This window comes from Kribbella catacumbae DSM 19601, assembly GCF_000372465.1.
Taxonomy (GTDB): Bacteria; Actinomycetota; Actinomycetes; order Propionibacteriales; family Kribbellaceae; genus Kribbella; species Kribbella catacumbae.
This window is the reverse complement of the sequence record NZ_AQUZ01000019.1, coordinates 120567-147392: the sequence shown is the minus strand read 5'-3', so window position 1 is coordinate 147392 and position 26826 is coordinate 120567. Positions and strand designations below refer to the sequence as shown.

Sequence of the window (26826 nt, the reverse complement as noted above, 5' to 3'; positions counted from 1 at the left end):
GGCGTGACCCAGTCCATGGGTGCGGTCGGCACGAGCGCCGACAACGCACTCGCCGAGTCGTTCAACGCGACCCTCAAGCGAGAGATCCTCCAAGACCACAACTCCTGGCCCGACGAGGCCACCTGCCGCCGCGAAGTGTTCCGCTGGGTCACCCGCTACAACACCCGCAGGCGGCACTCCTGGTGCCGCTACCACTCCCCGAACACCTACGAAACCCTCTACCCCGCTACGCTCCCGTCGGCGGCGTAATCCACCACCGTGTCCATGAACCGGGGGTAAGGCCCCCGGGCGTCGGCGGCGCTCGAAAACTGAACACTTTCGGCGGTGAAAAGTGAGCACTCGACGATTGGAGAGTGATCACTTTGGAGGACTGGGCGCTGATCAGGAGGTTGGCTGCTGAGGGGTGCCGAAGGCACGGATCGCGCAGCGGCTGGGGATCTCGCGGACTATGGTGATCAAGGCGGTGAGTTCGGATGCGCCGCCGCGGTATGAGCGCAAGCCGGCACCGACGTCGTTCAGCACCTGGCCCTCATCAACGGCCACGGCGGCAACTACGTTCTAGCAAAGCAAACGTCGCGCAGCAAGCGAACGTCTCCAGCCCCGCGCGTGCTGCGCTACCCGCACCGAGACGACTGGATCGCCGCCCGGCATCACGCCGGCATGGAGAGCACCAACAGCGCCGACATGTACGGCGGCCAATTGGAGACGCCAATCCTGCTACACGCCTGCCCGGAGTTGGTACGTTGCTCGTTCCGAACCGCAGACCACCAAACCGATCATCGGCCGCATCTCCTCACCACAGGGCTACGCGCGTATACCGACACCGGCATCGTCGGCAGACCCTCGCTGGCGACGGCGTCGAAGGGCCGAGCCGTACTTGACAGCCTGACTGTTTCATTCGCTGATCACCTAGTGTCGCGTGTCGTTGATTAGTTTACATTTGGGTTCGGGGAGAATCGGGCCATGTATGTGGCCCAGGCATTGCAGCTTCGAAACGGTGACCGTGCGCGGCTGGAGGCGGTGACGCGTGCGTCGACGGCGCCGGCAGGGGTGGTGCAGCGGGCCAGGATCGTACTGCTGGCCGCCGACGGGGTGCCCAACACCGAGATCGCGGAGCGGACCTCGTCGTCGCGGCCGACGGTGGTGAAGTGGCGCAACCATTACGCCGAGGCAGGCATCGATGGCCTCGGTGATCTGCCGCGGCCAGGACGTGCCCCGGAGATCGATGAGATCGAGGTGCTCGCCGAAACCCTGGCAGACAAGGGGAAGCCACCGGCCGAGCTCGGGGTGACGCACTGGTCGTCGCGGCTGCTGGCCGCCCGCCTTGGGATCTCGTTCGCCTCGGTGGCCAGGATCTGGCGGAAGTGGAACATCCAGCCGCACCGGATCGAGACGTTCAAGTTCTCCACCGACCCCGAACTCGAACCCAAGATCCGCGACGTGGTCGGCCTCTACCTGAACCCGCCGGCCAACGCCGTCGTGGTCTCGATCGACGAAAGTCCCAGATCCAAGCCCTGGACCGCACCCAGCTCGGCTTGCCGCTGCTACCCGGCAGACCAGCGCGGCAGACCCACGACTACGTCCGCCACGGCACCACCACACTGTTCGTAGCACTCGAGGTCGCGACCGGCAAGATCAGCGCCGACGCCTGCTACCCCCGCCACAGCAACGTCGAGTTCCTCGGCTTCCTCAAACAGGTAGCGAAAGCCCACCCGCGCGTGAAACTGCACGTCATCTGCGACAACTACGCCACCCACAACCACCCCAACGTGAAGGCCTGGCTGGCCAAGAACCCCCGGATCACGCTGCACTTCACCCCGACCAGCTGCTCGTGGCTGAACATGGTAGAGATCTTCTTCGGCATCATCACCCGCCAAGCCATCCGCCGCGGCACCTTCACCTCCGTCGCCGACCTCCACGACGCCATCCGCGACTTCATCGACGCCTACAACGACCGCGCCAAACCCTTCACCTGGACCAAAACCGCCGACACCATCCTCACCAAGATCAACCGTAAACCAACTTCAAACACGCGACACTAGAGGTACTAGATAACTGACCGTCCGCGCCCGCAATTGATCGGGCTGACCGCGGGCGCGATGCCAGCGAGTCCGCCGAGCCCACGACCGAATCAGTGGACGATACCGCGCCTACAAACCCTGGCTCAGGATGTCCTGGCCAGCGACCTGTAGAAACTAGCACTCCCGCAAGTAATGAGAGCATCCGCTATCGCCATTCAACATCGAGGTCAAATCGACCTCAGGAAATGATTAGTCAGCAGGCGGATATCGGCAGGCGTATTCTGAAGCCCGTTCCAGCGGCGCGATTCACCATTACCAAAGTCCCAGATGCCTGCCGTCCACGCACAAGTGGACTTGACTTTCGCTAGGGGCCCGCCAAGGTCAAGTGTCGGCAATTCATGGGCTGGCACACCGTCCGTGAGATGGTCCATGACGTACCCCAGCGATTGAATTCCGACACCATGACTAAGACGGGACTTGCGCGGAGGCAACGACCAAGCCTCTGGGAACGTGGCCTTGACAAGTCCCCAGAATATCTTCAGGTGAAGTAGCATTGCCTCTTCATCCCCAGACCCGTCGCTCGGATCCCGGTACTGATAGAGAGCGCCTTCATATAGGCTATTCTCGATCATCTTGAGGACACTGTTGTCTTTGATATAGCCGTCAGGCATCGTGGGGGTGGCAATTAGGCCACGGAATGGACTGTCGGCGTCCCTTTGCGTTGAAACATCGTTATTCAGGCGCGCCATGATTCTGGCAGGAAGTTGCCGTCGCGCATATTTTGCCGGCAGATGCCCTGATGTATCAGGAAGGAGTTCGTGGATTAAACCCTTCGGAAGGGGCTTCGTGTTATTCACGAGGATGAACTGCGAGCGTTGATGATCTTGACCGTCAGCGATAAATCCGACTGCGGCGATCGGAAACTCAGCGAGATCTGCATCACGAATAGCAGCGCTACGCTGCTGGCCATCAACCAGCCAAGCTGGCCGGTCATTCTCCGGCGAAGTCTCATCAACGGGGATTACAAGTTCACCGACCGTGGTATATCCCGCGGAGGAACCACCTTTCGATGCCGTAAACTTTACCCGATCATCGAAGGCAAGGACGATGGCATTCGGCAACATCGCACCGTCTGACTCGAGATACGCTCTAATCGCGTTGATGTGGCTAAGAACTTCTGGACGCTGATAGCCCTGTAGATCCTCTCCCTCGCGCCGAACTCGAGACACCGTAGTGAATTCATGTACGCGCTTACCGTCGACTCCGAAACAGTAGACATAGTGCTGTCCCTGCTGAATCCGCAGGGCGGGTAGACGAAGTTCATACTTGTCAGCCACGCAGGCTCCCGTTTCTAGGGTTGAGAGTGAGGTTCTTCATCTTCTTTGAAAGAACCGAAAGATTGTGAAAACCTCGGCGCTTATTTCGCTCGGTTCCTCGAAAGATTGCAATTTCGATACCGTGCTTCTTACAGAGTGCGCAACCACACGCTCTCCAGGGCGCATCACTCAGAGTCTTTCGATACGCCTCGAGATAGCTCTTTTTACTCTTCGTGATGGCCTCATATTGACCAAGCGCATCCAGAGTTGAGTCGAGCGTGCACGCACCCGCGTCGTACCCGCGCAGCCGCCTTAAACACTCCCTCTCGGCCTTGATGGCGTCGGCTTGCGACACGACTCCGCCAAGAATGTTGCGCTTGAGGGTACTGTTTCCTTCCACCTGCGGAACGCGTACTGCGAGGTAATCATCATCAGCAGCGTGATAATTTCGGCGGTCGTCCATAAATGACTGCCTAAATGCAGATGTGCTATCGAAACTCGTGACCCCCAGGCGATCAAACTCCTCCATGGACTCGATCCGCGTAATGCCGAGTAGATGAAGTTGCGTCCCAGGGCTCCGAATCTCGGTGATTGCTTCCAGGCAGGAAATAATATCCGGCGTCTTCAGAGGCACCATACCCCCGAGGGCAATGCGGCGGTATCCCATCAACTGCAACTGCCGCACGCTGTCGGCGTAACTTTCTGGACTCCACCCTTGCGCAGCTCCGACTGGCTGAATCTTCGATCGATTGCCCTCAACAGCCTCGAGGAACGCAGCCGCCAGTCGCAGCGTGATCAAACGTCGCTCGATCCATTCTGGATTTGCAGAATCTAGACCCGCATCAGGTTCGTAGCCAAAGATGACGTGATCGACGCTCACGCCAGCATCGAATCCGCACTCATGATAGAAGTCGAGCGCTTCCTCAACAGTCACCGGCGGAACACGTTCATCAATGTAGTTGAATGCACCGTTATCGCCCAGCGTTTCAATTCCCAGAGGAAGTCGGAAGAATTTTCGCACTCCAAGACGGTAGAGACGAGCGCGTTGCGGTGCGGAGTACTTTCCCGCTCCACTGACGGAGCCATCGACGATTGCCTTGCTGACGAGGATCCCGTCATAGGGAGGTGATTCGAGTACCTCGTGCGCATAAAGATCGTCCCGTTGGCGCACTCGAAATGGTGAGTATTCATCGCGCTCGAAATCATACGTCGGACTCACAAGGTCCTGACTGTCGGGAAAGTAGAATTTCATCGCGCAGCGTTCCGAGCATTTAGGTAGCTTCGAACGAGTAGGTTCGACAGGGCGCTGATATGGCGAGGCATGTTCTGCAGTTCATTCCAGGATAGACGTAGCTCAGGCCAGGTCCCCTGAGTCCAGTGACAAAGCGGTGCAATTCTTGCAAGTTCAATCTTGGTCTGAGCGAGGGCATCCGCATCGCTCGCGTCGACGTGAGCCATCACCCGGTCCATCAGGCGGCCCATCGCGCGTATACCGACACCGCCCATGAGTCGCGACTTCGAGGGCGGCTGGCCCCAAGCTTCGGGGAAAGTATCACGGACGGCTGTCCAGTAAACCAGGAGTACCCGTCGAATGCCCTCGGTGTCGGTCGTGCCAGCAGCGATGTTGCGGTATGGGAACAGAACACCTGACGGGGACTCGACGGATTCCTTTAGCGCCTCGACGAGGCTGTTGTCGGTCACCACCAACTGCTTGCGGGCGGCCGGGTCCGCCGACGCGCGCTTAATTAGATTGTGGAACGGTGAGGCCGGGTCCCGATTTAGCATGTCTACCAGTGCAGACGGAAGTTTCCGTGCTGATAAGCGCGACGACGGCGCGCTCACGATCTCGGGGAGCAGTTCAGTCACGAGGTTAACCGGCAAAGGCGAGACGGTGTTCACACGCAGGAATTGATCGCGCTGCAGTTCGAGTGTGTCTGCGACGAAGCCGGCCACCGGTATCGGGAGTCTTGTGTTCTTCGTTTGGGCTAGCGCCAAGCTTCGTTGTTGGCCATCAACAATCCAAGCTGGCCGGGGGCCGTCTGGGTCTGCTGACAGTGGAATGGTCAGCGTGCCTGCGGTCGCGAGCCCGTCGGTAGTCGTTGGCCCTCGACTCGACTTGAACCTCACGGTGTCTGGTAGCGCGAGAATGAGGCCATTCGGGAATAGGACTTCGCCGGAGTCGAGGTATTCGAGTATCTGACGCACATGACTCCTCTTCTCCGGACGCTGGTAGCCAATTAGCTTGCCGGCCTCGTCGCGCGATATACGAGCAACGTCGGCCACGAAGTCAACCTCCTCGGCTGCGAGCGCGAAGAGGTAGAGAGGAGCCGCTTCGTTCTGCACGATGCGTAGCGCGCGACGTTCGAGGCGTTCGGGCCTCACCGCGATACCCCGCGCGCGAAGAGTTGGGCGAAGCGTTGTTGCTCGCACGCGAAGTTGCTCCCTCGAAGCATTCTCAGCGCGCGAGTACGTGAGATCCCAGGATCACTCATCCGAGCCTCGTCGACATAGGCCAGAACCTGTTCGTCGGACATGGGTTTCCTGTCGTAGCGCTCTGGCTGCAGCACGGTCGATGCCCAACTGTGCCAGGCACTCTGCAACGGCTGAGAGTGCAGGTTAGATCCGTCGAGTCGTTCCATCCACGCGATAGCCGTGCGGATGTTGAGGCTCGTCGTTGTTCCGCCGAGGTGGCTTCGGAGTCGCTTGTCCGATGCGATACGTGGGATACCGTCAATGTCACGCACGCCACCGACAAGCAAGCAGTCACTGCCGCGCCCGGCGAGGGCTGTCAGGTCTGCGTCGAGAGCAGAGGCATAGTTTGCGGACAAGACCAAAAGGACTCGGCCGCGTAACTCTCGAGCGGGGCTAAGAGCGTGGGGATCGTTGACTCGGTCGCGCCACCAACTCTGGCTGTCTGCTGAGGTCTGAGCGACGGAGTCTGGTTGGCGTCTTGTGAACGTTGCCCCATACGCGGGACCCGACGAAGTCACGTCTCGGAGGCCGAGTCCGGCCGACGCGACGAGTAGGCGCGACGTGAAGCCTGCCGAGCGAGCGACAGTTTTGAGTCTGGTCAGTTGCGACCATGACTCTCCCTTGTAGAGGGCACTTAGGGGCCGCGTATCTACGGCCGCCGCCAGTCGAGTTCGCCAGATGTCGGAGCGATCTGAAAGGCTACCGATCGGCAGAGTTCGCGCAAGAGTGTCCCGAGTCGGCAGCGCCGATTTACGGTCCGTGCACGTGACGACGATCGTCAGTTTCCGCATCCTCGGCCCCTCTCGTCGATCGGAAACTGTCAGTGTGTCGCATCTACTGTAGCGTGTAGTTATTCGTAACCTGAACGTGGCTCGCGGGGGCACCAGGCCCTCATGACGGTGGAGGAGAAGATGGGTAGTCCGGCGGTAGTCTTATTGAGCGGTGGACTGGACTCCACAACGGTGCTCGCGATCGCGCGTTCGAAGGGCTTCGAGCCCTATGCGCTGAGCTTTCGGTATGGTCAGCGGCACGCTGTCGAACTGGCAGCCGCAACGCGTGTCGCAGAGGCGCAGGGTGTCGCCCGGCATGTGATCGCCGACATCGACCTGAGGGTTTTCGGTGGATCGGCACTCACAGCCGACATCGATGTGCCAAAGCACGACGACGTGGATGATGTCGACGAGACCATCCCGCTCACGTATGTGCCAGCCCGCAACACGATCTTCTTGTCGTTCGCACTTGCGTACGCCGAGACTGTCGGCGCAAGCGACGTGTTCATTGGCGTCAGCGCGCTTGACTACTCCGGCTATCCCGACTGCCGTCCTGAGTACATCGAGGCGTACGAAGCGATGGCGAACCTAGCGACTCGCGCAGGTGTCGAGGGTCAGAAACTCAAGATCCACACCCCCCTGATCGAGATGACCAAGGGCCAGACGGTCGAACTTGGCCTCAAACTAGGCGTCGACTACGGGATCACGTCTTCGTGCTACGACCCGGACAGCAGCGGACGCCCCTGCGGCCACTGCGACTCCTGCCTTCTGCGGCTGAAGGGGTTTGCCGAGGCGGGCAGCGAAGACCCCCTGGTGTATCAGGCGAGCTGACGTGTCTTACAAAGTCAAGGAAATCTTCTACACCCTGCAAGGGGAAGGCGCACATGCGGGCAGGCCGGCCGTGTTCTGCCGTTTCGCCTCCTGCAATCTCTGGACCGGGCACGAGAAGGACCGCGCACGGGCGATCTGCAGTTTCTGCGACACCGACTTCGTCGGAACCGACGGCCCCGGTGGGGGCAAGTTCTCCACCGCGAACGACTTGGCGCAAGCCGTCGAGGCCGCATGGCCGCATGGCGCGCACGATCAGCGCATGGTGGTCTGCACCGGTGGCGAACCGCTCCTGCAGTTGGACGTCGCCGCAGTGTCCGCACTCCATGAACGGGGCTTCTATATCGCCGTTGAGACCAACGGCACACAGGTCCCGCCGATTGGCCTTGACTGGCTTTGCGTGAGCCCAAAGATCGGTGCTGATCTAGTTGTAACCAGGGGCAACGAACTGAAGCTCGTATACCCGCAGATCGGCGGAGACCCAGCGCAGTTCGAGCATCTGGACTTTGAGTCATTCCGGCTTCAGCCGATGGATAGCCCTGAGCGACCGCAGAACACGGCGGCGACCGTTGAATATTGCCTTAAGCATCCGCGCTGGCAACTGAGCCTGCAGACCCACAAGTATCTGGGGATTCCGTGACCGAGATTTTCCGAGAGTTCACCTTCGAGGCCGCGCACCGACTGCCGAATGTCCCAGAGGGACACAAGTGTTCAAGGCTACACGGACACTCATACAAGGTGGTGATATCGGTCGCCGGCCCCGTCGATCCGAACCTTGGCTGGGTAATGGACTTTGGTGATGTCAAGTCTGCCTTCAAGCCCCTCGATGACCAACTGGACCACCGATACCTAAATGAGGTTGAGGGGCTCGAGAACCCCACGAGTGAGAACCTTGCCCGCTGGATCTGGGACCGTCTCCAGTTGACGCTCAGCGGGCTTATAGAAGTCGTCGTCCGGGAGACCTGTACGTCGGGTTGCCGTTACAGAGGAGTCGACCTTGCGTGATATCCAGAATGAGACCGACGGACGCGGCGTATCGATCGACCAAGTAGGCATCGCTGGCGTGAAATATCCCGTCGCGCTGGTAGACGGTCAGTTGACAGAGGCCGGAATCGCTGACTTCGATATCACGGTGGCGCTATCTTCGGTCAAGCGCGGAACGCACATGAGCAGGATGGTCGAACTCATCCACGATCACTTGACAGAACTTGATCCGCGCAGGCTACCGATCGTTCTTAAGGCCGCCGCAGATGTCCTCGAGGTACATGCGGTAAGAATCCGCGCCGAAATCCAGTTCGCCACCGAAGTGGCAGCGCCGGTCACCGGACATTCCGCCTATCAGGTGCACGGCCTGCGGCTTGAGGCCGACCTCAGTGAGGGCGCGGTAGAAGTCCAGTCGACGGTGACGTCGGAAGTAACCAGTCTATGCCCGTGTTCGAAGGCTATTTCGGACTATGGTGCGCATAACCAGCGAAGCAAGGTGAGCCTGATGACGGTAGGTACGGCAGACACGCCGTATCCGATCTCAGCAACGGAAGCGGTCGAGTTGATTCGGTCAACAGGATCGGCTCCCGTGTATCCGCTAGTAAAGCGCTCCGACGAGCGGTACATCACGATGGAGGCGTTCGACCATCCGGTATTCGTAGAGGATATGGTCAGGGATCTGTCCATCGCCTGCCATAAACTCCAAGTCCGACATCGCGTTGATGTGCGAAATTTGGAGAGTATACACAGTCACGACGCAGTTGCATTGATCGATCGTAGATAATGCGCCACGCAACGCAATTACCTATCGACGTCAATGGCAGCGGCGTACGTAGGCGCCGCACTCAAGCGGATAATACTCCCTACTCAGGGTAAGCGACGGCGCTGTCGCAAACGTCATCCAAACCCTCAACGATGTGGAGTTGCTAGCCAGTCACTTGCCTTCGCTCACTGCGTCGACAATCATGGCGACCATTCGCCGATCGTGGACTCGAGTGCGCGCAACATGGAAGCGGATCCAGATCCGTCAGCGTACCCAATCAGAGCAGTTGGGCTGGCATTGATGGTAATGAAACCGGTCGCCGCGTGAGTCGCCCTGCGGGTAGCGAGAACAATAACATCAGCATTGCGAGCATGCTGCCTGAGATCCGGACTACCAACCTTGTTTGAGGATGTCTCAACGAACGCCTTGGGCCAGTGCCGGTTGATCGCTGCCTTGGCACGCACCAAGGTTCCGGGGTCCAGGCTGTAGATGAGCACGCGTGGGTCGAGGTGTGCTGCGGAATCTGCGACTGCTTGCAACTCGCCGTGGGCGTCGGCGACGGTCCAGTCGAGGCCAAGCGACAGTTCGTCCGCGATAGCGGCCGCGAGACCACGTAGCGTCGCCGAAAGTCGGGACTTCTGTGCGTTCAATGGACCCAGAAGAGCCGACACGAAGCTATCGCGCTGCTCGCCATGCGGTCCACATGCGACCGCGTCAGCGATATCAAGGACCTTCACAGCGGTTGAGATGGAGACCCACTGCCTTGCGTACTCCCGGATGTCGCCCAATAGTTGGTCGTAGCGCGCATGCGATGGACTGCTTCGAATGAAGATCTGCAGGAGGGCGCACAGGGCGGTGAGATCAGCCGGATCGAACCGCTCTGACAAGAGATAGCGATTGATCAGAGCTGCCGCGGTCTCGGGCGCTGCGTGCTCTAAGTCGTCCGTCTCGAGCAGCGCCGCAGTACCAGTGAGCAAGTTGTTCTCAGCGAGGTCCGCCAGGTCGTCCATCGCATGGGCGAGTTGCTTGTCGACTGTCCATGCCGGGCTCCAAGTATCCGCCGTTTCAACGTCCAGCGAGATGTCTGCGCCCCCTGCGAGTGCTGTGACCCACTCGAGCCACGACGTCGGCCCAACTGTGACTGTTGGCTCAGTGACAGGCCCACGCTGCGAGAGGTCATCCCGAGCTAGCCCGCCGGCGATCGATCCGGGATGCGGTCGCGAAGTCGATCTGGCTACCAGCGGCTCTGTGAGCGTCTGACCATCAGCGAAGCTCGCCAGCAACCCCTGGTCACCTCGGGCTTTCGCGACGATCGCACAGACCGCAGCAACGTCGGAGTCGGTCGTGCGCCGCATCGCGTCGTCGACGAGCATGGCGATGTCGGCGTCGCCATCCGCGATCGCGGCGAGCGCGGCCTCCGCTCCCTCATGCGCGAGCAAAGGCAGGATCTTCGTGCGCGCCCAGGCCCCGAGCACAGCCTCCCGGATCAGATACGGCGGTTCAGTATAAACCAGGGCCGACAGGGATCCGTCGGCCAAAAGGTCCGCCTCGCGACCCAATCGGGAGAGGCGCCGGACTCGGAGGAAGGCGACGTTCTCGTGTGAGATCCCGCCAACGCTCTCGATCTCGTTAAGCAGTGTTGCCGAAGCGTCCGTCGCGCCTGACGACAGCGCGACCTCAAACTCACTGAGCATCCGACCGACTGGCCGAACGGCGGTGGGCGTTCGCAGCGGCCGGCCGGCTAACGCGTGGACCAATCGGCGGAGCGCCCGTATCGTGGCCGCGGCCGCGTCGTGACTCTTCGGCTTCAAGACAAACGTGGTGCCGGGGCCGCGGAAGTCAAGCACCGCCTTGTCCAGCGCATCGGTCGGGTCGAAAACGGCAACGCGTCCATCGAAGGCGACCCAGTGATGGGCCACGCTCGCCTCAAGCAATTCGCGGATGCGACCGGCGTGCGCGGTGTCCCTACCGATCACGTAAATCTCGCTCGGCAGGCTGATGAGTCGGCGCCGAGGCAGGATCACGGGGCATTCCCCTGGGTAAGCGAGGGCCTGCAGGAACGGAGCCATCGTCTGCGCGACGGGACTGTTCTGGTCCATGCCTGGCCAGATACTGTTACCCTCGCCGAAAAAGCGGAGGAGGAACTCGTCCGCTGTGATCATCCGGCCTCGATCCAACGGGTGCGAAGTTCGAGACGTTCGAACGATGCTGCGGCCTTGCCTACGGAGAAGTCGATACTCTCCTCGTTCTGCTGGACTCCATTCCAGGTGAAATTCATTGATCCTTTCATCACCCAGTCGTTGCCAACCATGATCTTCTCGTGGACATCGGCACTCTCGTACAGGCTCAAGCGGTCCGGCCGGACGCGGTCCTGCAAGCGGTTCCGAAAACGGGTGTTGTGGTCGACGGAGCGCAACGCAACGTGGAGATGTGCGCCTCGGGCAGCAAGTTCGGCGAGCACTTCCGTGAGCGACAGACTGGAACGAGCCACACTTTCGAGGACGGCGTCGTACTGCCTGTGCTTGTTCTCCAGAATCGGGATGTCGGTGATCCAGCCGCTTACGATCCACAACTCGTCGCTCGGACAGCAGAGCTCCGACAAGAGCGTAGAGGTCAGCAGGTCAGTGATCGCGAGGCCGTTACGCGGTCTTGTGCGCACATTGCGGGAGCCAGTCACTGCAGGGTCTCCGCCAGCGAGATCGAGCCCCGGAAGGTTCCTCGGCTCTGGTTCACGGCGGTAACTCGGCCGAAGACTCTAAGACCGTTGCGATCGATCGGTGTCACCGACACTTCGCGCAATGCCGCAGCGATGCTTTCGGGCTCACCGTAAGGTGCTTCCAGTACAGCGCGTCCGTCTCGCTCAACTGCAGCGACGTACTCTTCGCGCCACCCAGCCTTCGTCACGTCGACGACAGTAAGGCCTTCGTCGAGTATTCCGGACATAATCAGTCGGTCCACCAGCACGTCGCTGCGGAACGCGTGCCAATGCTCCAATCGGTGCGCTCGCGCGGGTGCACCCCGCAACCAGAGCATCGAGAACGCCATGTCGGGGGTAAGCGGCGCGAGTTCGAATCCGAGCCGCCCAGTAGTGGCTTGGTAAACCAAGGCTCGGGCATCGATCTCGACTCCGAGACGTTCCTCCGCCTCCACCCAACTCGACGCCAACTTCGCGATGATCTGGTCGATCACTTTGTTGGCGCCCGGCCGAAGTAGGCGGGCCGCGAAACTGGATACGAGCAGGTGTGAGGGCGGACCATTCGCCTCGCTCCACTGTTTGACGAGAGTGTCTAGAGAAGCATCCATGCCCGCAACATCAGTGGCATCGCGGAAAGCCGTCACCGCCGGGCCAAACTGAGACTCAGGGCCCGCCAGATCGGTCAGCATTGAATGCATCGCACTGTCGACCTCTTCGGACTCGGTCGGTGAACATGCACGGCCGACGGCGTCCCAGAACACCCGTGGATCCTGCGCATAGTCTCGGTGCAATGCTTCGAGGAGTCCGAGTCCGCCGATCGACGTCTCGGTGATGTAGATCTTGAACTTGCGGGTGGTGGCGTCGAGTTCAATGTCGACGACCAGGTCGTTCTCCTGGGAGTCCGGCACACATTCTTGGACCGCGGTCAGCAGGGCGCAGCCAAGAGTGTCCACAAACACGCGATCGAGCAGGGCTGACGTCAAACTGGCCGGGTCCGGGTGAATCAGCAGTCGGCCGTGCTCCTCGATCACTGTTCCGACCATTGGCTGGGCTACGAGTTCCCGCAAGGTCTGCAGGAGTCGGCTGTCCTCGATGTCACCCTGCTCGGCTCGGTAGGACGCAGCGAAGAACGCCGACATGTCGTGCGCCCATTGACCGCCAGCGAGCGCCGCCGGCGCGCCGGTGATATCGCCGCCGCCCAATCCGTACGTCACGTGCGCGTGCTTGTACACCTCAACCAACCAGGACCTCTGGAAGGAATTGGCGACACCGTCAAGGCGCGGGTCCTCCAACACCGACTGACGGAACGCGGCCGTTCGCCATGCCGAGGTCAAAGCGAACCTACCGAGGTTGGCCCCAACCTGAGCGAGGTCGCCGGTGACGACGAGGGCATCCACGTCGAGTTCGTAGCCGAGTGCTGCCGGCGATCCGGCATGGGCGTATCTGACAGAAACCGGACGGCGCTCGGATCGAGCGTTCTCATTGATAAGCAGTTCGCCTTCAGAACCAATTGAGAGCCGACGCACTCGCATCGGACCGCCTGTGACATGCAGGGTGAACCCAGCCCGGTCGATGAACTTAGACCAAACCGAGGGGTGCGGTACATCCACTTCGAACAAGGTTGCAGGGTGGTAATCAAATGTGGAGCGCCAGACCGGGTATGCCTGCGAGGATGCAGCGACCCCCTTCCGCGGCTTCATCAATCGCAGTGCGAGCGGGCGTACGACCGTGTATTCCTCGTCACCGACCGTCCATATCCCTAGGTTATGACCCCGGGCGACGATGTCACTCAATGCGAGTTCGTAGCCGTCCTCCGGCACCGGGAGCCAAGTGGCGTGATCCGACCGAGCGTGCCCGTAGCGGCGACTCACTCGGCCCGGGACGGCCTCCCTCAGTGCCTGCGCGATAGGCATCGTCTGAAGTTCACTCTTCTCGAAAGGAAGGAAGAACGTCACGTCAGGGGTATTGAGCGCGCCGAACATGGCTCCGGTCATGAACTCGGGCAACGGGTCACCACTCTCGGCACCGGGGTCGGGGCCATCGAGCGGTTTCCACTTCGACTCCAAGCGTCTCAAGGCTGTCGGTACCACTGACAGCATGAGCGAGCGTGGCTCTTCCCAGAGAACGGCACTGGCCTGATCCTCGGAGATCTGCAAGGCCCATCGCAAGTGCATGCTTAGCTCGCGCTGCAGGTCGGTGTCACCCAGAAGACGAACGAACAGGTCCACTACTTCGCCCGTTCGCGGCCGCGGCTGCCATGGCTCACCGGGCGAGGTGAGCACCCAGCGAGCGTTCACTCCGGTGCGCCGAAAGACCCAATCGAGCAGTGCATGGGCGGACTGGATCTTCAGGACGAACCGGTTGCCAACGGGGAGCGAACGAGCCGAGATCTCTGGATCGAGCAACCGCTCGTACGACTGATATGTGATGCGGTCACGACCATAGTCGGACAGCACGACCGCTGTGATCGGTCGCATTGCCAACTTGCGGCCAGCGCGGCCACGGCGCTGCAGGAACGAGGCCATGTCCCGGGGAGACTTGTGCTGGATCACCGCACCGACGCGGGGGTCGTTGAACCCGACCTCCAGAGAGGATGTCGCGACGATGACGTCAGCCGCAGCATCCACGCCCGTGTCCTGGGAACTGGTGCGTGCGATTCGCATCTGCCGACCCATCCGGTCGAGTTTCTGCGGCAGGTCCCAGGATTGTCCCTCCGGATAGCGTGCGCCAGCCTGGTCGTTAGTCGGGGAACGCAGATCGGCCAGCACACGACCGCGGGCCATGCCGTAGGGGTCGTGGCCTTCCGCATCACGGAGGTTGTCGTGCAGGCGATTGATCACGTCGAGGTCGTCGGTGAATGCAAAGCTGACCGAACCAAAGATTCCCGGTTGGTTATCCAGGATCCGCGAGATCAGCATCGTGGTCTGGATCGTGGTCGACAACAGCGACGCACCCGACACGGGATCGCCGCGCAGCACCAGGCCATATTCGCGACTGATCGGCAGCATGTCAGTGCTCGCGGGAGCGATGGCCTCCACCTGGGCGCGATCGACACCGGTCAGAGTGGACATGAAGTCCCCAGCGCCGCGCAGCGTCGCGGATAAACCAACGAAGACGGGGCTCGGTGTTCCCTTCCGCCGGTTGGCGTGCCGCCAGCGTCGAAGCATGAGCGCGACCTGGGCGCCAGCCGTCCCGGTATAGGTGTGTACCTCATCCAGCAACACCAGTCTGGTCCCGGTCGCGCCCCGCCAGCCGAGGACCGGACCCAATGCAGCATTCGTGGACTGCTTACTGAGCATCTCGGTTGAACTGAACAGGATGTCCGGCGGGGATTCCTTGATCGATTCACGCGTCATCGCAATAACGCCAGCCTGAGTGATAGCGCCGCAATTCGGGCAGGTCAACCGCTCGACCTTGTTAGCACGATCGACGTCCGTCCAAACAAGCGCGCTCATGCAATCGTCGTCCAGACAAGGGAAATACGGCGTTTCCCAAGCTGCCCCCACCCGTCGCCAGCGCTTGACGTCCTTGGTGCCGTTGAGTTCCGTCTCAGTCGGTGTGCTGCCGTACAACATCGCGATCCGAGCCGGTCGGGATCCTCCGCCTGCAAGGGGGCCGATTGCTTCGATAACTCGTGCCGCTTCGCGCGCCTGGTCGCGCAGGAGTTCGTTGCGTGGGTAGAGCGCGAGCGTGTGCGGCCCGACTCGCTTCTCGTTCAATCTGTCGGCGATATCGATCAGGGCAGGCAGGTAGAAGGATCTGGTCTTACCGGAGCCCGTTCCGGCGGTCACGATCGTTGCCGCCGGTTGCGGGTCCGCTAGCGACCTGAGAATGCTCCGGGTTGCGTCTACCTGGAACCTGGCGAGTTGATCCTCGCCGATCATCCTGCGCACCAAGTCCGCCTTGGCCGCTGTCCAGGAACCAAGCACACTGAGTTCCTGTACGACCTGCTCAGCCGGGATACAGCGAGCCGGATAGCGGCGTGGCGACACACGCAGTCGGTAGTCGGAGACAAGCGTGTTGTAGTGCCGCCACCACCCTGTTTGCGACTCATCTCTGGGTGGAAGCAATTGCCGCAGCGTGCGAAGCAATCGAAGGGTTTCTGCCAGCCTCGTCCGGTAGCTATCTGTGCCGGGGAGTTCGTGTAGGAGGCCCCGCGCGACCAAGTATTCCCTGTACTCATCGGGAGTCGGCACAACCACCTCGGGGATACGCTTCACGTCCGCATTCAACTGCGCGTCGATCGCACGATCAACATCGTCACGGCTGAGATGACCGTCGACGACGCCCCAGGAGAGAAGGTGCAGTTCGAGGTCTTCGAGGCGGGAGAGCAGTTCAGGAAGCCCCGCCCACCGGTCGCCGCTCACTGGACGATCAGCCTTACCCGGCAGCCGAACTCGGGCGAACTGCGAAGCAAATCAATCTCCTCATCGGCAAGGTCGGCGAAGGTCATACTGCCGCTACGAGCCTCGATCCGGGCGAATACCTCTTCTGTGCGCGTCGGGTCCCGGAGTTCACTGATCAGGTCACGCACCTGGTCGACACCGAGCTTGAAGAATGTGAAGTCGGCGGTGTTGAACTGCCTAGTCGATAGCTGCTCGAGGCCAGTTATCTTGTCTTGGACCACCTGACCGCGAGGCCTCTGAAGCAGGTTCGGGTCCACGCTGATCGCACTGACTTGCGCGCTTGACCAGCCGTTCCAGGCCTTGTCGTTAAGTGCCTGCAACGCCTTAATAAGGCCCGCGAGGTCAGCCGACCTACTATTCATGAACTGCGGAGTCGGACGTCCGTATTCAACGATCTGCCTATGCAGACGTTCGACCGACTTAGTGACATCCGGCGTTGGCTCGATTGCGATCGCCGCCGCGTTCAGCGCCGCGCGGTTCAACAGGTGCGCCCTCAGTCCCGGGAACTGCGAGGTGAGCTTGTTAAGCGCCGTGTAGAACTGAGCATCGGCCTGTACACCGGCTGCGTTGTCCCGCTTGACGCGGGCTTTAGTAGTCAGTCGCTTCGCGTTGTGGAGCAGACCTTTCGCCTCCGCCATGGTCACTGCACCTCCTCATCCTGGTCCGAACCGTTGGACTTCGGCGACTCGCTACAATCGTCTTTGAACTCGTTTACGATCTCGAACCATGTAGCAACAGCGTCCGCCAGACTAGCGTCGAGGTCTGTTGCGGCGTCGCCCTCAGTCTCCGCTTGCGCCAACCCCGCAGTCACCCATTCGGCTGACGACTCTAGGAACTCGACGATTCGGTCCAGATCCGCGCCAACTTCGTTGCCGACCAAGGCTAACCGCGCTTCGCCTTCCGCGCTCTCGATGGCGGCCAGCAGTCTCTCCACCGAAACAATCGAGGACGCGTCGAGTTCGCGAGCAGCAGCGTTGATCCCGGGAACCTGGGTGAGGTTGTTTACCTTCACCAGTCCGAGGTCGCCTCCGGCATTGGTGGCCTCGATGATGGCATCCACTGTCTCGACGTAACTCACCCCGTGGGGCATATGCACGCGCACCCTGTCGACGAGCCCTTGCCAATGTGCGATCTGCGGAACGGCAGCGCGTCTGAGTGCGTTCGCCTGCAGATCAAAGCTCTTACACCAGGCCGGCAGAATTGGGGTCCCCCCCGCTTTCGCCTTCTTCCAGGCCACCTGGGCCAAGGGCACTAGACGATTCACGTCCAGGACATGCACACCGCCGTTGATACCCTGAGCGGCCCCGCTCCCGGCGAGGAACCGTTCCACGACAGCGACCCGAGCATTTACGTAGTTCGAGTAGGCGGCCATCCAGTCTGGGCGACGAACTGCAGCGTCGGCCCTGACATGGCTCGTGTCGGACCAGAGGAGCGCATTGAGCAGGTCGACGTCCTTGGGAGCGCTCGGCACCCTGCCGCAGTAGGCCGCGCCGGACAGCAACGACGCCGCGGCTTCAATGAGCGAAGCATCGTCGATCTCCAGAACCCCTACGATCCGCTGGCGCAACTCATCCACTGCCGGCGCCACCAGTGCGTCTAAGCGCGGCAGTGCCTCGCCGGCACGCTCGGGGAATCTGGCATTGAGCAGCACCAGGCCAGAGAACATCTGTCCCATTCGTGCGTTGCGTGGGACGACGATCACCGGGTTCGTGTTCTGGATGTTCTCGGTGGCACCTTCGATCGAGACACCTGCCGCATTGTTCGGGAGGGCCTTCTTCAGCGCTCCACTGTCTGGATCCTTGATCACGGGATCGAACCAGTCCAGCCGAGCTAGAAGGGCTTCGCGGACCGTGCCACGCAACTCGCCCGCTAAAGCGGGAGCCAGGTTCGCGCTCCCGGTCGACCACTTCTCAATGGAGTCGAGTTTCGCAACCACTGCGGGCGGCAGCGTTTGGGGATCTGGCCCAGGAGCCGGATCGGGGCCCCGTTCATCATCGACGAAAGCTGGAATCGGATCGTGTGAGAAGGCGGTCAGGACACCAGGCAAGATCGGAGTGCGCCCAGAGTCGCCCCAGAACGTAAGCAACGTCTGCAGCCGACCCGAGTCAGCCTCGCCGTACAGTTCCTCGATACGGGCCCGAACGCCCATGGACAGGGCCGGTAGGCCCGCCTGGCCCGGCCCGGTCAAGAAGTCTGATGGCGGGAACTGCCCCGAGGTAATCAGGGACTGGTTGTCACCGAGCGTGTCTCGTACGGCCCTCGCGAGAACGCGGCGTGGGTTGAATGTTCTGGTGTTGTCAGTGCGGTCTGCGAGTGTCTTGATCGCACGCATGATGGCCGGTCTGTTGTAGGGGTAAAGACCGTAGCCGTCGCTCGACTCACCAAAGTTCTCGTGACAGGCCGGGCGGAAGTCACATTTCGCGCATGCGTTCAGCACCTGGGGCGCCGCGTTCTCCAACTTGTCCCTGCCGACGCGCGCAGCATTCAGGTATCGACCAACGAAGTCGACGAACAGTCCCTCGTCTGCCGCTTCGCTCGCCAGGTCGAGATCAATGATGAAGCGCGGACCCGTCGCGTCAGCTCGGTATCGGAAGGTTTCGGGCAAGATTTCGTTGTAGTAACCCGTTGTGACCGCCATCATCGTTCGTATAGTGGCGTACTTCCGGACGCCTTTGTCGACGCCGGGCTCGACGATTGCATCGAGCAGGTCGCGCCGAACACCTTGGATGAGCGCGACGTCCTCGATGAGCAGGATGATCTCGTCATCGACTAGGTTCGCGCGCATCTGGAGAAACGCCTGCGCCACGTCACCGACGCTCAAGCCCACCGCGCGTGTGATCGCCACGTGCAGCAGGTCATTGATCATCGCGACGGCGTCAGCCTGCAATTGTGGGTTGGCTGTCAGTCGGGTGAAGATCTTTCGCGTCGCCGCTGCGGCGTCCGCGATATTAGCAAAGTCGACGATATCCAGCGGCAACTGATCGGCAGTGAACTCCAGTGGGATATCCGGCTCATCAGCGTTACGCCCATACAAGGCGTGCTGCGCCCGCCGTTGCACGAAGGATCCATCGCGACGCAGGTGTTTGCGGAACAGCGGATCGTGGAAGAACACTGCCAGCCCGTTCGGACCGACCAATGCCTTGGCAGGTCCGGAGGTTTCGTGCTGCTCAAGAGCCTCCGCGAGTGAGTCAAGGATCCTTCCTTCCATCGTCTCCTGAGTGATGCCGCTTCCCAGCGAATCCAGCTTTGTGCGGATCTCCTCGAACTTAGGCCCTTTTTGGCCGACTAGAAGTTGCTCGACGACGTGCTTCAAGTTCGTGTCGGTCTTGCGGAGGTAGATGATTCGGCGGCCCGGTGCGTCCGCGTCGAGTTTCGCTTCAACCCACCGGACCAGGTGGGACTTACCTGTTCCCGATTCGCCGAGCACCGGCGCGACCAGGACACCGTTCGTCGGTTCGTTGGTGAGGAATTCGTTCAGCACCTGCTGCTCATCGACGATCTCCGTTTCGGCGTGCCCGCCCATCGCGCCTCGCCGCGTGATGCGGAGCGGGGCGTGGGTGGCGAGCAAGACCTCCGCCGAGGGTGTTGCAGCCTCCGTCGGGATCGTCGCAGTGACGTCCGCGCTCGTCCAGCAGACGAAGTTGATCTGGGTGGTCATCGATTCATCCCTCGATCGTGACAGTGGAGACGTACCGCGTCTCGCCATGCTGGGAGTCCGGGAGTGCCATCACCCCGGATGGATCGGACTGAAATTTGAGAGTGAGGACCTTCATTTCCTCGGCTACGGTCAGGGCGAGTCCGATCACGCGGAGCGCGTTGTCCTCGTCCTCTATTAAACCCTCATAGGTTGCGCTGGGGTGCCCGGGAAGAACTGGCAATTCCTGCCGCAAAAACTGGACCAGTCGTCCGATCGGCAACTGGACACCGCGCGGGAGTGCGTCTCCGAAAGGATTCGCGATGGCGTCGACCACCGCGCGACTCGGGTTGGGCACGATATGATTTCCCGCCTTGCTCTGAGCCATTACGCTGAGGGCGGTTTGGCCGAAACCGAGAGCATCGCACCATGTCCGGAAGGTATTCCAGCGCGTGCTGTTCACGAAAACCGAGGTCTTCGGTGCTACGTCGTCCTCATAGTCGAGCGCTCTCGAGGGAGACTGTCGCATCAGCCAGATCAGACCTCTGCGGATATCATCCGCACCTTCGAAGTCTGCGCTGAAAGACTCCGGCGGTTGCACGATTCTGTGCCGCAGCACCCGCAGGAATGCTCGCGCCCCTGAGACTTCCACGGCCTCCAGCAATCCGTTGTTCTCATCGAGCACGCCTAGTTTTCGCAGCGCAGATACCGCCGCCCTGAAGTGCGCACCTGCACTCGGGGTCCCTGCACGAATAGCCGTCGGAACGACTAGGTCGAACAGGTCCTCCGTCCTCGTGCCCGGACGTTCCATCGCGGCGCTATATACGAGCCACATCGCCTGAGGAAGCGCGGGGGACGGGCTCGGATTTAGGTACTCCATCTACATCCCTTTCAGCAACGTACGTGCCGACACGCATGGCCCGTCTGCCGCGTCCTGCAGTCGGGTTCCTGGCCTGTCCGGGTTCATGGTCCCGGCAGGCCCGATCAGATAGGTAGGCAGCCCGGATCCGATCCGCGCCCATACGTCGGAGGGAACCTCCGGCGCAGTCAACACCACCGCGACCGGGCCGGCGTACAGGTCGAGAAGTGAGGAGGACGCATCGGGGTCGTCGTGGACGATTGGCACTTTGCCGACGTCGCGCTGCAGTCGTTCGGCGATCTCACGACTGACCCTCCAGACGCGGAGATGACGCTCGGCCATGCGAGTGAACAAAGCGCTCAGGTTCTCTCCAGGCGAGTAGTGGATGAAAACGAAACTCGCGCCACTCCGCCAGTGTGCCAACCTGTCGCGCGACGGGTCCGGCCACGGGAGTGGCGGACTCGGCTCCAGGGGATGGATGCCCGGACTCCCCGACGGATCCCGTCGGCATGAGGGACAACCCCGGCAGGCGGCGTTGGTCAAGAGCACGCCGTTATGCACCCGGACTTTGTAGTGGTGCGCAATCGTCCGGCCGACACAGGAACCACCCTCGGTCGCGTGTCGCAGGGAGGTCAGAGCCGCAGACTGCGCCGCACGAACTGCCGACCGCACTTCACGGACAGCTGCCTTCCACGAGTTCTCTTCCAGCAACCGGCCGTCACGGAGTTCGAACTCGATGAACGATTCGGCCTGAGCGTAGAACTCTTCCCGTCGCGCTTCCTTCTCCTCCTCGGATAGGCCCGGGGCGAGCGTCAAACGCGGAGCGCGCATGTCGATTACGCCTGCCTGGGCAAGTAGGGTGAGGGTGCGGACATTCCATAGCGCGGATCTCTTGTAGCCCACGTCGAGGTACGGCGGGAGGATGTCCTTCCGGATCCGATAGCGGAAATGGCCCACCACTTCGGCGCTCTGCCGCATGGACTCCCAGCGCTTCCAGCCGAGTTCGTCGCCGATCATCGTAACGTTGTTGAGCGACACAGCAATCTCGAGATCGTCCGGCGCCTGCGCGAGATATGCGACCGAGGGTCTGCCGTCGCGACCGCCGCGGCCTACCTCCTGGTAGTAGCGGTCGATCGTCTCGGGTAGGCAGGCGTGAAGCACCGTTCTGACGTTCGGCATGTCCAACCCCAGTCCGAAAGCTGACGTCCCGACAACGACGTCGAGAGTCGTCGCAACGGCTCCACCGTTCGTTGCTTCCCCCCGCCAGCGCTGCATGACGGTCCGCCGCACCTCGTCAGACGACTTACCTGTGATCGCATCTACACGCCTAAGGCCAGCCTGACGCAACCGTGCGGCCCACTGCTCAGCGTCTTCCACCTTCGTTGTGTAGAGGATCAGCGGGCGCGGCAGACGCTTGACTGCTTCGAGCACCGCCGCCACCCGGGCGTCTTCGGTTTTGTGGCGTCCGAAGAAATAGGTCGGTTCGACACGCACTTCCGATCCCCACACTAGATCGACCGGGCGATCTCCGACCTGGAAGAGCCGGGTAAGCACATCGACGGCGCGTTGGGCCAGGGTGGCGCTCAGGAGGAGCACCGATGGTTTCTGGGTTTCTGGAGCTTGGGCATAGGCATCGCGAATGAGGCCGGGCATGGTCTGGAACTCGGGCCGGAAGTCACTACCCCACTGGTCGACGAGATGCGCCTCGTCGATGATGATCTGCTGCAAGTTGCCATCTCGGGCGGCCTGTGCGACCGCTCCGGAGAGTCCAGAGACGAACGCCTCTGGCGAGGTGTAGATGATCCGCTGAGCCCCAATACGAACCGCGGCCCGCAGGTGCTTCTTGACCTCCGGATCCATCGCTCCGACATAGGCGAAACGCTTCACCGGACTAAGCGACCGTTTGAGTTCCCTTTCGACCTCGATCGTTCGTCGCTCCATATCGAGTGCGAGAACCACCGTCGGAACAATCACGACAGTGACACCCGTGTACGACAAGAGGGTTTTGGACCACGCGACAGCCGTCTTGCCTCGGCCTGTCGGGAGGGCGATTACAACCGAGTTGCCGTCGCTTAAAACGGCTGCACGAGCGGCCTGCCGCTGAGGTTCGCCCCGATAAGCACCAAAACCCTGGTGTGCGGTCGCCCAAAACGGGTCCGGGGGCAATTCGTTTTGCCACACGCGATCCCTGTCGCGGTAGACCTCCCGCACCTGCTCCCGCGCGAGGTCGTCTCCGATGCCGTAACCCGCCACCGAACTCGGCGGGGCCCAGTCGCTGGCCGTAATTCGAATCCGATCGCCTGGGGTAGGCACTGCTGCGCAGGCGACATCACGCCACTGGTCCACGGTCGGCCAGGAGTCGGTGGTCGGCACCCTCAGCGAGGGCATACCGCCGTAGGTGACCTCGCTCGTGAGGAGCACCTGGCGCAGCAATGAGGTGACGTCGATCCATCCAGATGTGCCGTCGATCAAGCCCGGCAATGCGTCCAGGGCACGCCGGCACGCGTCACTCAGGTGCTGGCCATCGGGGGGCAGGGACACATCGGGCCACTGGTCAATAGTGGCCTGCAGCGTGGCCAGGTCCTGACTAGACATAGTCGGTGTAGGACTGGGCGGACAGGACAACAACGCTCACGCCCGTGAGCCCGACAACAGGCGAGGTGACACCGTCCTCGATGGCATGGCTCAACTTGACCTCGGCTTCCATAGCCTCTGGATCGGTGACAAGACTGGAAGCCATCGCACGCGCACCACTGCGCGCGAGCAGGACCTCCGTCTCTAGAGCCACCTGTTTTGTGGCGCGCTTGGATGCCTCGACGACGTCGGCAACCTGATCCACTCGGGTCCGTGCGGCTCCGAGGCAGGCCTCAGCTACGGAGGCAAGTTGCTGGCCGCCGCCCACAAGCGTATGCAGCGCTGGGATCCGGCTGGAGTTGAGGTTTACGTCGCGGTTCTTGAGAAGGGGCTCCCCGAGGTACGCGATGAGACGGACGTCCGTCACTGGCTTCTTGTTGGTGATCGGCACCCAGATGCGCTGGTGCTGTGGCGGAAAGGCTGCGTCTGCCCGCCTGCGGGCGATCGGTACTGCCTCTCTGTCGCGGCCGAGCACGGCCAGGATCGGCTCGACGTTCGCCTCGATGAGGAAGTCAAAGCCGAAGAACGCAAGCGGATCGTGTGGCCATGCCCGGTCGAGCCGCCACATCGCAACTGCCTGGCCACGGTCGTCGAGATTAAGCAGATCCTCCAGTCCATCTACGAACGGGTTTCCGCGTCGGAACAGGGCTCGACCAGGGACCAGTCGCCAGCGGTCGAAGTACCCGGTACGCGCGTACTCCACGTTCAACAACCTGCCCAGCAATCTTGCGCTGAGCAGCGGCTTGTCGGACTCGCTGTGATGGAAGTGAATGCTGCCATCCTTATTGGGCTTGCTGACAAACCGAAACCCTTCTCCACCTTCGATCAGTCCCCGGAATGCCCTTTCGATCCCGACGGCATCTGCCTCGTACTCAGCGATCGCCTTAGCGAGTTTCTGTCCGCTCTCGTTTCCGCCGTAGCTCAACTCCAATGCGTCGAGTTCGTTGATGCGCCGTTTCTCCTTGGCCAGGTCGACGGCGATCGACTCCTGCATGTCGACCAGTGCCTCGACGCCGTCCCGAAGGAGGCCGGTCCAAGCTATGTCGGTGAGGTCGTCGACAACCTCTTGTAGAGCTGAGATGGAGGTATCGAAAATCCCGAAGGCCCGAACCAACGCGCCGAGCCAGGCCGAAGTGATGCCGTCGCCGTCGTCGTCCGCGATGACGTACTGCTGAGCGGTGCTCTCGTGGCCATAGCGGTCGATCCGGCCGATCCGCTGCTCGAGTACGTTTGGGTTCGCCGGCAGTCGAAGGTGGAAGGCGAGATCAGCCTGCTGGAAATTCCTTCCGACGTCGCCAGTGTCGTCCACGACGAGCACACCGCCCGAGACGAGCCATGCGGCCACGGCATCTTCGCGTTCGTCATCGGTCTGGCTCGCCACGTGCGTGTGCGCATACTTGACTCGATCGTCAGTGCAGAGCGCCGCAGCAAGACCGGCCGCCAGTGAGCCGCGCCCGCAGAACACAACCGCCTTCCTCATCGGGGGCGTGCGTCTAGCGATCATGTCAGCGAGCACATGGACCGCTCGCCCGCCAATCGCGTTGCGTGCGTTGCCCAGTACCTCTGCTTCGAAGGGGAGGACCGGCGCCGCATCGAGCACCTCCGTCTCAGCAAGCAGCAGGGCTGCCGACGAAGCGTCTCCGCCGAGGCGGTGTTCGAGGACGGCGCAGACATCGTCGATCGAGCCACCGAGACGGGAGACCAGAACAGCCAAGGCGCGCCCGTACGTCAGCGGGTCGATGCCCACGTCGAGGACGGCGTCCGTGCACCGCGAAGCCCACGCGGCGACCGCGGCCGCTCCTGCCTGGATTTCGTCGTCGTCCGAACGCGCGACCTTCGGGCGGGATCGGCCGGTGAACTCGAACGGTGTCAGCATCCCCTCGTCGTCCAGACTCTGCTTCTCGACTACGTGGCGGCGGTTCCGAATCACGCGCTGGTGCAGCCGATAGGTCTCCGAGACGTGCGCGCGCACCGCAGCGACGGCGAGGCGCAACTCCGCGGCGTCCACGTCCTCCGGCGCCGTGCCGTCCGGGCCGTAAGCAGCCATGGCGCGATTGATTGCTGCCTGGAGCACCTCGTCCGCTGGCAAGTTCTCCCGTATCTGGTCGAACTGGAGTTGTAGGAGTTCCGGGTTGTCGACGTCCGGATCTTCGTCGAGACCGAAAACAGCAAGGGCTAGCGCGTGCCTATTCTCCAATAAACGCTCGAAGGATCCGAGGTCCTCCCAGCGGAATAGGGCCGGATCCAGAAGGTGTAACAGGGCCAAGTGAGTGAGAGGGCCTCGCGAGAACGGTGTGGCCGACAGCATCAGCAGTCGTGGCGCGGCGTGCGCGATCGCGGCGAGTTCGCGGTACGGCGATTCGTCGGGCCCGGTGGTGCGGGCCAACAGGTGCGCTTCGTCGACGACTAGGAGGTCGAGATCAGAGAAGCTGCCCCACTCCTCCACGTGGCTGTGGCCGAGGATGCGGACCGGATACTCCCCGGCCTCGGTCGGGAAATCACTGAGGTGAAACTTCTCGCGCAGTTCTGCCCTCCACTGACCCACTAATGCGTCCGGAGCGAGGACGCCGACCCGGCGACCGGGCAGGTCGTGAAGGATCTGACGAATGACTAGTCCTGCTTGGATGGTCTTTCCCATTCCGACTTCGTCGGCGAGGAGATACCGCTGCACGGGGTCTCGAATGATCTGGAGCGCTGCATTGATCTGGTGGGCATGCATCCGGACACCGGATGACATGATTCCGGTGGCCGAGGCCGTTGCAGCCCGCTCGGCTATTAGCAATCGCCGGACCGGCTCCCGGACGTCGCGGAAGCGCGGAGTCTCGTTGGCCCCGGAGAGCAGTACCTGCAGCGGATCGCGCGGCGGCTTCTCCCAACGGACGCGGAGACGAGACTCGGCGATGTCGACGTCCCCGCGAAAGTTCGGCATTCGCACAAAGTAGGTGTCTGGCCCGCCACCCACGACCCTGCCGGCCCGCCAGCGGTCGTTCCTATCGAGGACGAAGACTCGCGTTTGCTCGCCTAGGGAAACCCGGTGTACATCGGCACTCCCGCGTAAGAAGGTCTGTGCTGATGGTTCTGCAGCCGACTCGAAAAACTCGACGCTGACTTCAGCGTCCTCGATCTCTGCGACTCGTCCAATCCCCGGTGCAGAAGGGAAGGTGACGAGGTTGCCGACCACGAGCGCCACTATGTGACCACCCTGTGCACGCTACCTGGTTGACTAGCAAGGATGTCTCGCCCGCAGTGGTCGGACGAAGTTTGCGCCGCGACGGGCAGCACGCCACACGGAAGCACATCTTCTGTCACATCAACGCAGTCTGGTATTCCAGCCGTACGCTGTGCTCCGGCATAGTTTGCACCATAGACGACCCAGAGGCCTCCTGGCATCGTTGCCCGTCCTCGGGTTCGGTGCCTCCGCACGTTCACAACGAACCTTGATCT

At 61.7% G+C, this 26826-nt stretch carries 18 protein-coding genes and 1 pseudogene; 7 read left to right on the top strand and 12 right to left on the bottom strand.

The genetic code is table 11. From position 1 onward, the window contains the following. The coding region (locus tag A3ES_RS0120925) for an integrase core domain-containing protein (protein WP_020388797.1) at nt 1–249 on the top strand (249 nt) is incomplete at its 5' end. 132 nt (nt 250–381) lie between these two features. On the opposite strand, the gene A3ES_RS54145 is transcribed toward A3ES_RS0120925, so the two are convergent. Next, on the bottom strand, nt 382–543 hold the full coding sequence (locus tag A3ES_RS54145; protein ID WP_157630651.1) for a hypothetical protein: 162 nt from the start codon (nt 541–543) through the stop codon (nt 382–384). Between A3ES_RS54145 and A3ES_RS57130 the strand changes: the two genes are divergently transcribed. Together A3ES_RS57130 and A3ES_RS57125 are read left to right on the top strand one after the other, a co-directional pair. Continuing rightward, nucleotides 523–933 (top strand): creatininase family protein, encoded by a 411-nt coding sequence (locus A3ES_RS57130; RefSeq protein WP_083933575.1) that lies wholly within the window; start codon nt 523–525, stop codon nt 931–933. The two genes, A3ES_RS54145 and A3ES_RS57130, sit on opposite strands and share 21 nt — an antisense overlap. 117 nt (nt 934–1050) lie before the next feature. Beyond that, a pseudogene (locus A3ES_RS57125) lies at nt 1051–2042 on the top strand (IS630 family transposase). Nucleotides 2043–2248: 206 nt separating this feature from the next. Here the strand turns inward: A3ES_RS57125 and dbpB (A3ES_RS52700) are convergent. From dbpB (A3ES_RS52700) to dbpB (A3ES_RS0120895), 3 genes are read right to left on the bottom strand one after another with little or no spacing between them, the layout of a single operon-like run. Beyond that, nucleotides 2249–3358 (bottom strand): DGQHR domain-containing protein DpdB, encoded by a 1110-nt coding sequence (gene dbpB / locus A3ES_RS52700; RefSeq protein ID WP_083933573.1) that lies wholly within the window; start codon nt 3356–3358, stop codon nt 2249–2251. Continuing rightward, a complete protein-coding gene (gene dpdA, locus A3ES_RS52695; protein ID WP_083933571.1) occupies nt 3351–4589 on the bottom strand; it encodes a tRNA-guanine transglycosylase DpdA in 1239 nt (412 codons plus the stop codon). The genes dbpB (A3ES_RS52700) and dpdA overlap by 8 nt, the downstream gene beginning before the upstream one ends. Further along, nucleotides 4586–5719 carry a DGQHR domain-containing protein DpdB gene (dbpB, locus tag A3ES_RS0120895; RefSeq protein ID WP_026163062.1) on the bottom strand — a complete coding sequence of 378 codons (1134 nt, stop codon included), beginning with the start codon at nt 5717–5719 and terminating at the stop codon, nt 4586–4588. Before dbpB (A3ES_RS0120895) ends, dpdA begins: the two co-directional genes overlap by 4 nt. Before the next feature lie 983 nt (nt 5720–6702). Here dbpB (A3ES_RS0120895) and queC point away from each other — a divergent pair. The 4 genes from queC to A3ES_RS0120875 are packed head-to-tail and all read left to right on the top strand — an operon-like array spanning nt 6703 to nt 9175. Next, nucleotides 6703–7410 carry a 7-cyano-7-deazaguanine synthase QueC gene (gene queC / locus A3ES_RS0120890; protein WP_202806552.1) on the top strand — a complete coding sequence of 236 codons (708 nt, stop codon included), beginning with the start codon at nt 6703–6705 and terminating at the stop codon, nt 7408–7410. A gap of 1 nt (nt 7411) precedes the next feature. After that, the gene (gene queE / locus A3ES_RS0120885; protein ID WP_020388790.1) at nt 7412–8047 is read left to right on the top strand and encodes a 7-carboxy-7-deazaguanine synthase; all 636 of its coding nucleotides are present in this window, start codon (nt 7412–7414) and stop codon (nt 8045–8047) included. Continuing rightward, a complete protein-coding gene (gene queD, locus A3ES_RS0120880) occupies nt 8044–8412 on the top strand; it encodes a 6-carboxytetrahydropterin synthase QueD (protein WP_020388789.1) in 369 nt (122 codons plus the stop codon). The genes queE and queD overlap by 4 nt, the downstream gene beginning before the upstream one ends. Continuing rightward, nucleotides 8405–9175, top strand: a complete 771-nt coding sequence (locus tag A3ES_RS0120875; protein WP_020388788.1) for a GTP cyclohydrolase I FolE2 — start codon at nt 8405–8407, stop codon at nt 9173–9175. Before queD ends, A3ES_RS0120875 begins: the two co-directional genes overlap by 8 nt. Nucleotides 9176–9354: 179 nt before the next feature. Here A3ES_RS0120875 and A3ES_RS0120870 read toward each other — a convergent pair whose 3' ends face one another. From A3ES_RS0120870 to dpdE, 8 genes are all read right to left on the bottom strand, one after another. Next, on the bottom strand, nt 9355–11316 hold the full coding sequence (locus A3ES_RS0120870) for a hypothetical protein (protein ID WP_020388787.1): 1962 nt from the start codon (nt 11314–11316) through the stop codon (nt 9355–9357). After that, nucleotides 11313–11831, bottom strand: a complete 519-nt coding sequence (gene dpdK, locus A3ES_RS0120865) for a phospholipase D-like domain-containing protein DpdK (protein ID WP_020388786.1) — start codon at nt 11829–11831, stop codon at nt 11313–11315. Before dpdK ends, A3ES_RS0120870 begins: the two co-directional genes overlap by 4 nt. Then, nucleotides 11828–16216, bottom strand: coding sequence for a protein DpdJ (dpdJ, locus tag A3ES_RS0120860; protein ID WP_020388785.1), 4389 nt, complete (start codon nt 16214–16216; stop codon nt 11828–11830). Before dpdJ ends, dpdK begins: the two co-directional genes overlap by 4 nt. Next, a complete protein-coding gene (locus A3ES_RS0120855; RefSeq protein WP_020388784.1) occupies nt 16213–16899 on the bottom strand; it encodes a hypothetical protein in 687 nt (228 codons plus the stop codon). Before A3ES_RS0120855 ends, dpdJ begins: the two co-directional genes overlap by 4 nt. After that, nucleotides 16896–19913, bottom strand: a complete 3018-nt coding sequence (dpdH, locus tag A3ES_RS0120850) for a protein DpdH (RefSeq protein ID WP_020388783.1) — start codon at nt 19911–19913, stop codon at nt 16896–16898. Before dpdH ends, A3ES_RS0120855 begins: the two co-directional genes overlap by 4 nt. Nucleotides 19914–19917: 4 nt before the next feature. Then, nucleotides 19918–20574, bottom strand: a complete 657-nt coding sequence (locus A3ES_RS0120845; RefSeq protein ID WP_237745005.1) for a hypothetical protein — start codon at nt 20572–20574, stop codon at nt 19918–19920. Nucleotides 20575–20769: 195 nt separating this feature from the next. After that, complete coding sequence (dpdF, locus tag A3ES_RS0120840) at nt 20770–23343, bottom strand: protein DpdF (RefSeq protein ID WP_020388781.1); 2574 nt, start codon at nt 23341–23343, stop codon at nt 20770–20772. Further along, nucleotides 23336–26572 (bottom strand): protein DpdE, encoded by a 3237-nt coding sequence (gene dpdE / locus A3ES_RS0120835; RefSeq protein WP_026163060.1) that lies wholly within the window; start codon nt 26570–26572, stop codon nt 23336–23338. The genes dpdF and dpdE overlap by 8 nt, the downstream gene beginning before the upstream one ends. Between the last annotated feature and the right edge of the window lie 254 nt (nt 26573–26826).

What these genes read in the sequence shown, in the direction of transcription:
- dpdF (WP_020388781.1), bottom strand. Translation starts at nt 23,343, where the DNA reads ATGTCTAGTCAGGACCTGGCCACGCTGCAGGCCACTATTGACCAGTGG.
- A3ES_RS0120870 (WP_020388787.1), bottom strand. Translation starts at nt 11,316, where the DNA reads ATGATCACAGCGGACGAGTTCCTCCTCCGCTTTTTCGGCGAGGGTAAC.
- dpdH (WP_020388783.1), bottom strand. Translation starts at nt 19,913, where the DNA reads ATGACCACCCAGATCAACTTCGTCTGCTGGACGAGCGCGGACGTCACT.
- dpdA (WP_083933571.1), bottom strand. Translation starts at nt 4,589, where the DNA reads ATGAAATTCTACTTTCCCGACAGTCAGGACCTTGTGAGTCCGACGTAT.
- queC (WP_202806552.1), top strand. Translation starts at nt 6,703, where the DNA reads ATGACGGTGGAGGAGAAGATGGGTAGTCCGGCGGTAGTCTTATTGAGC.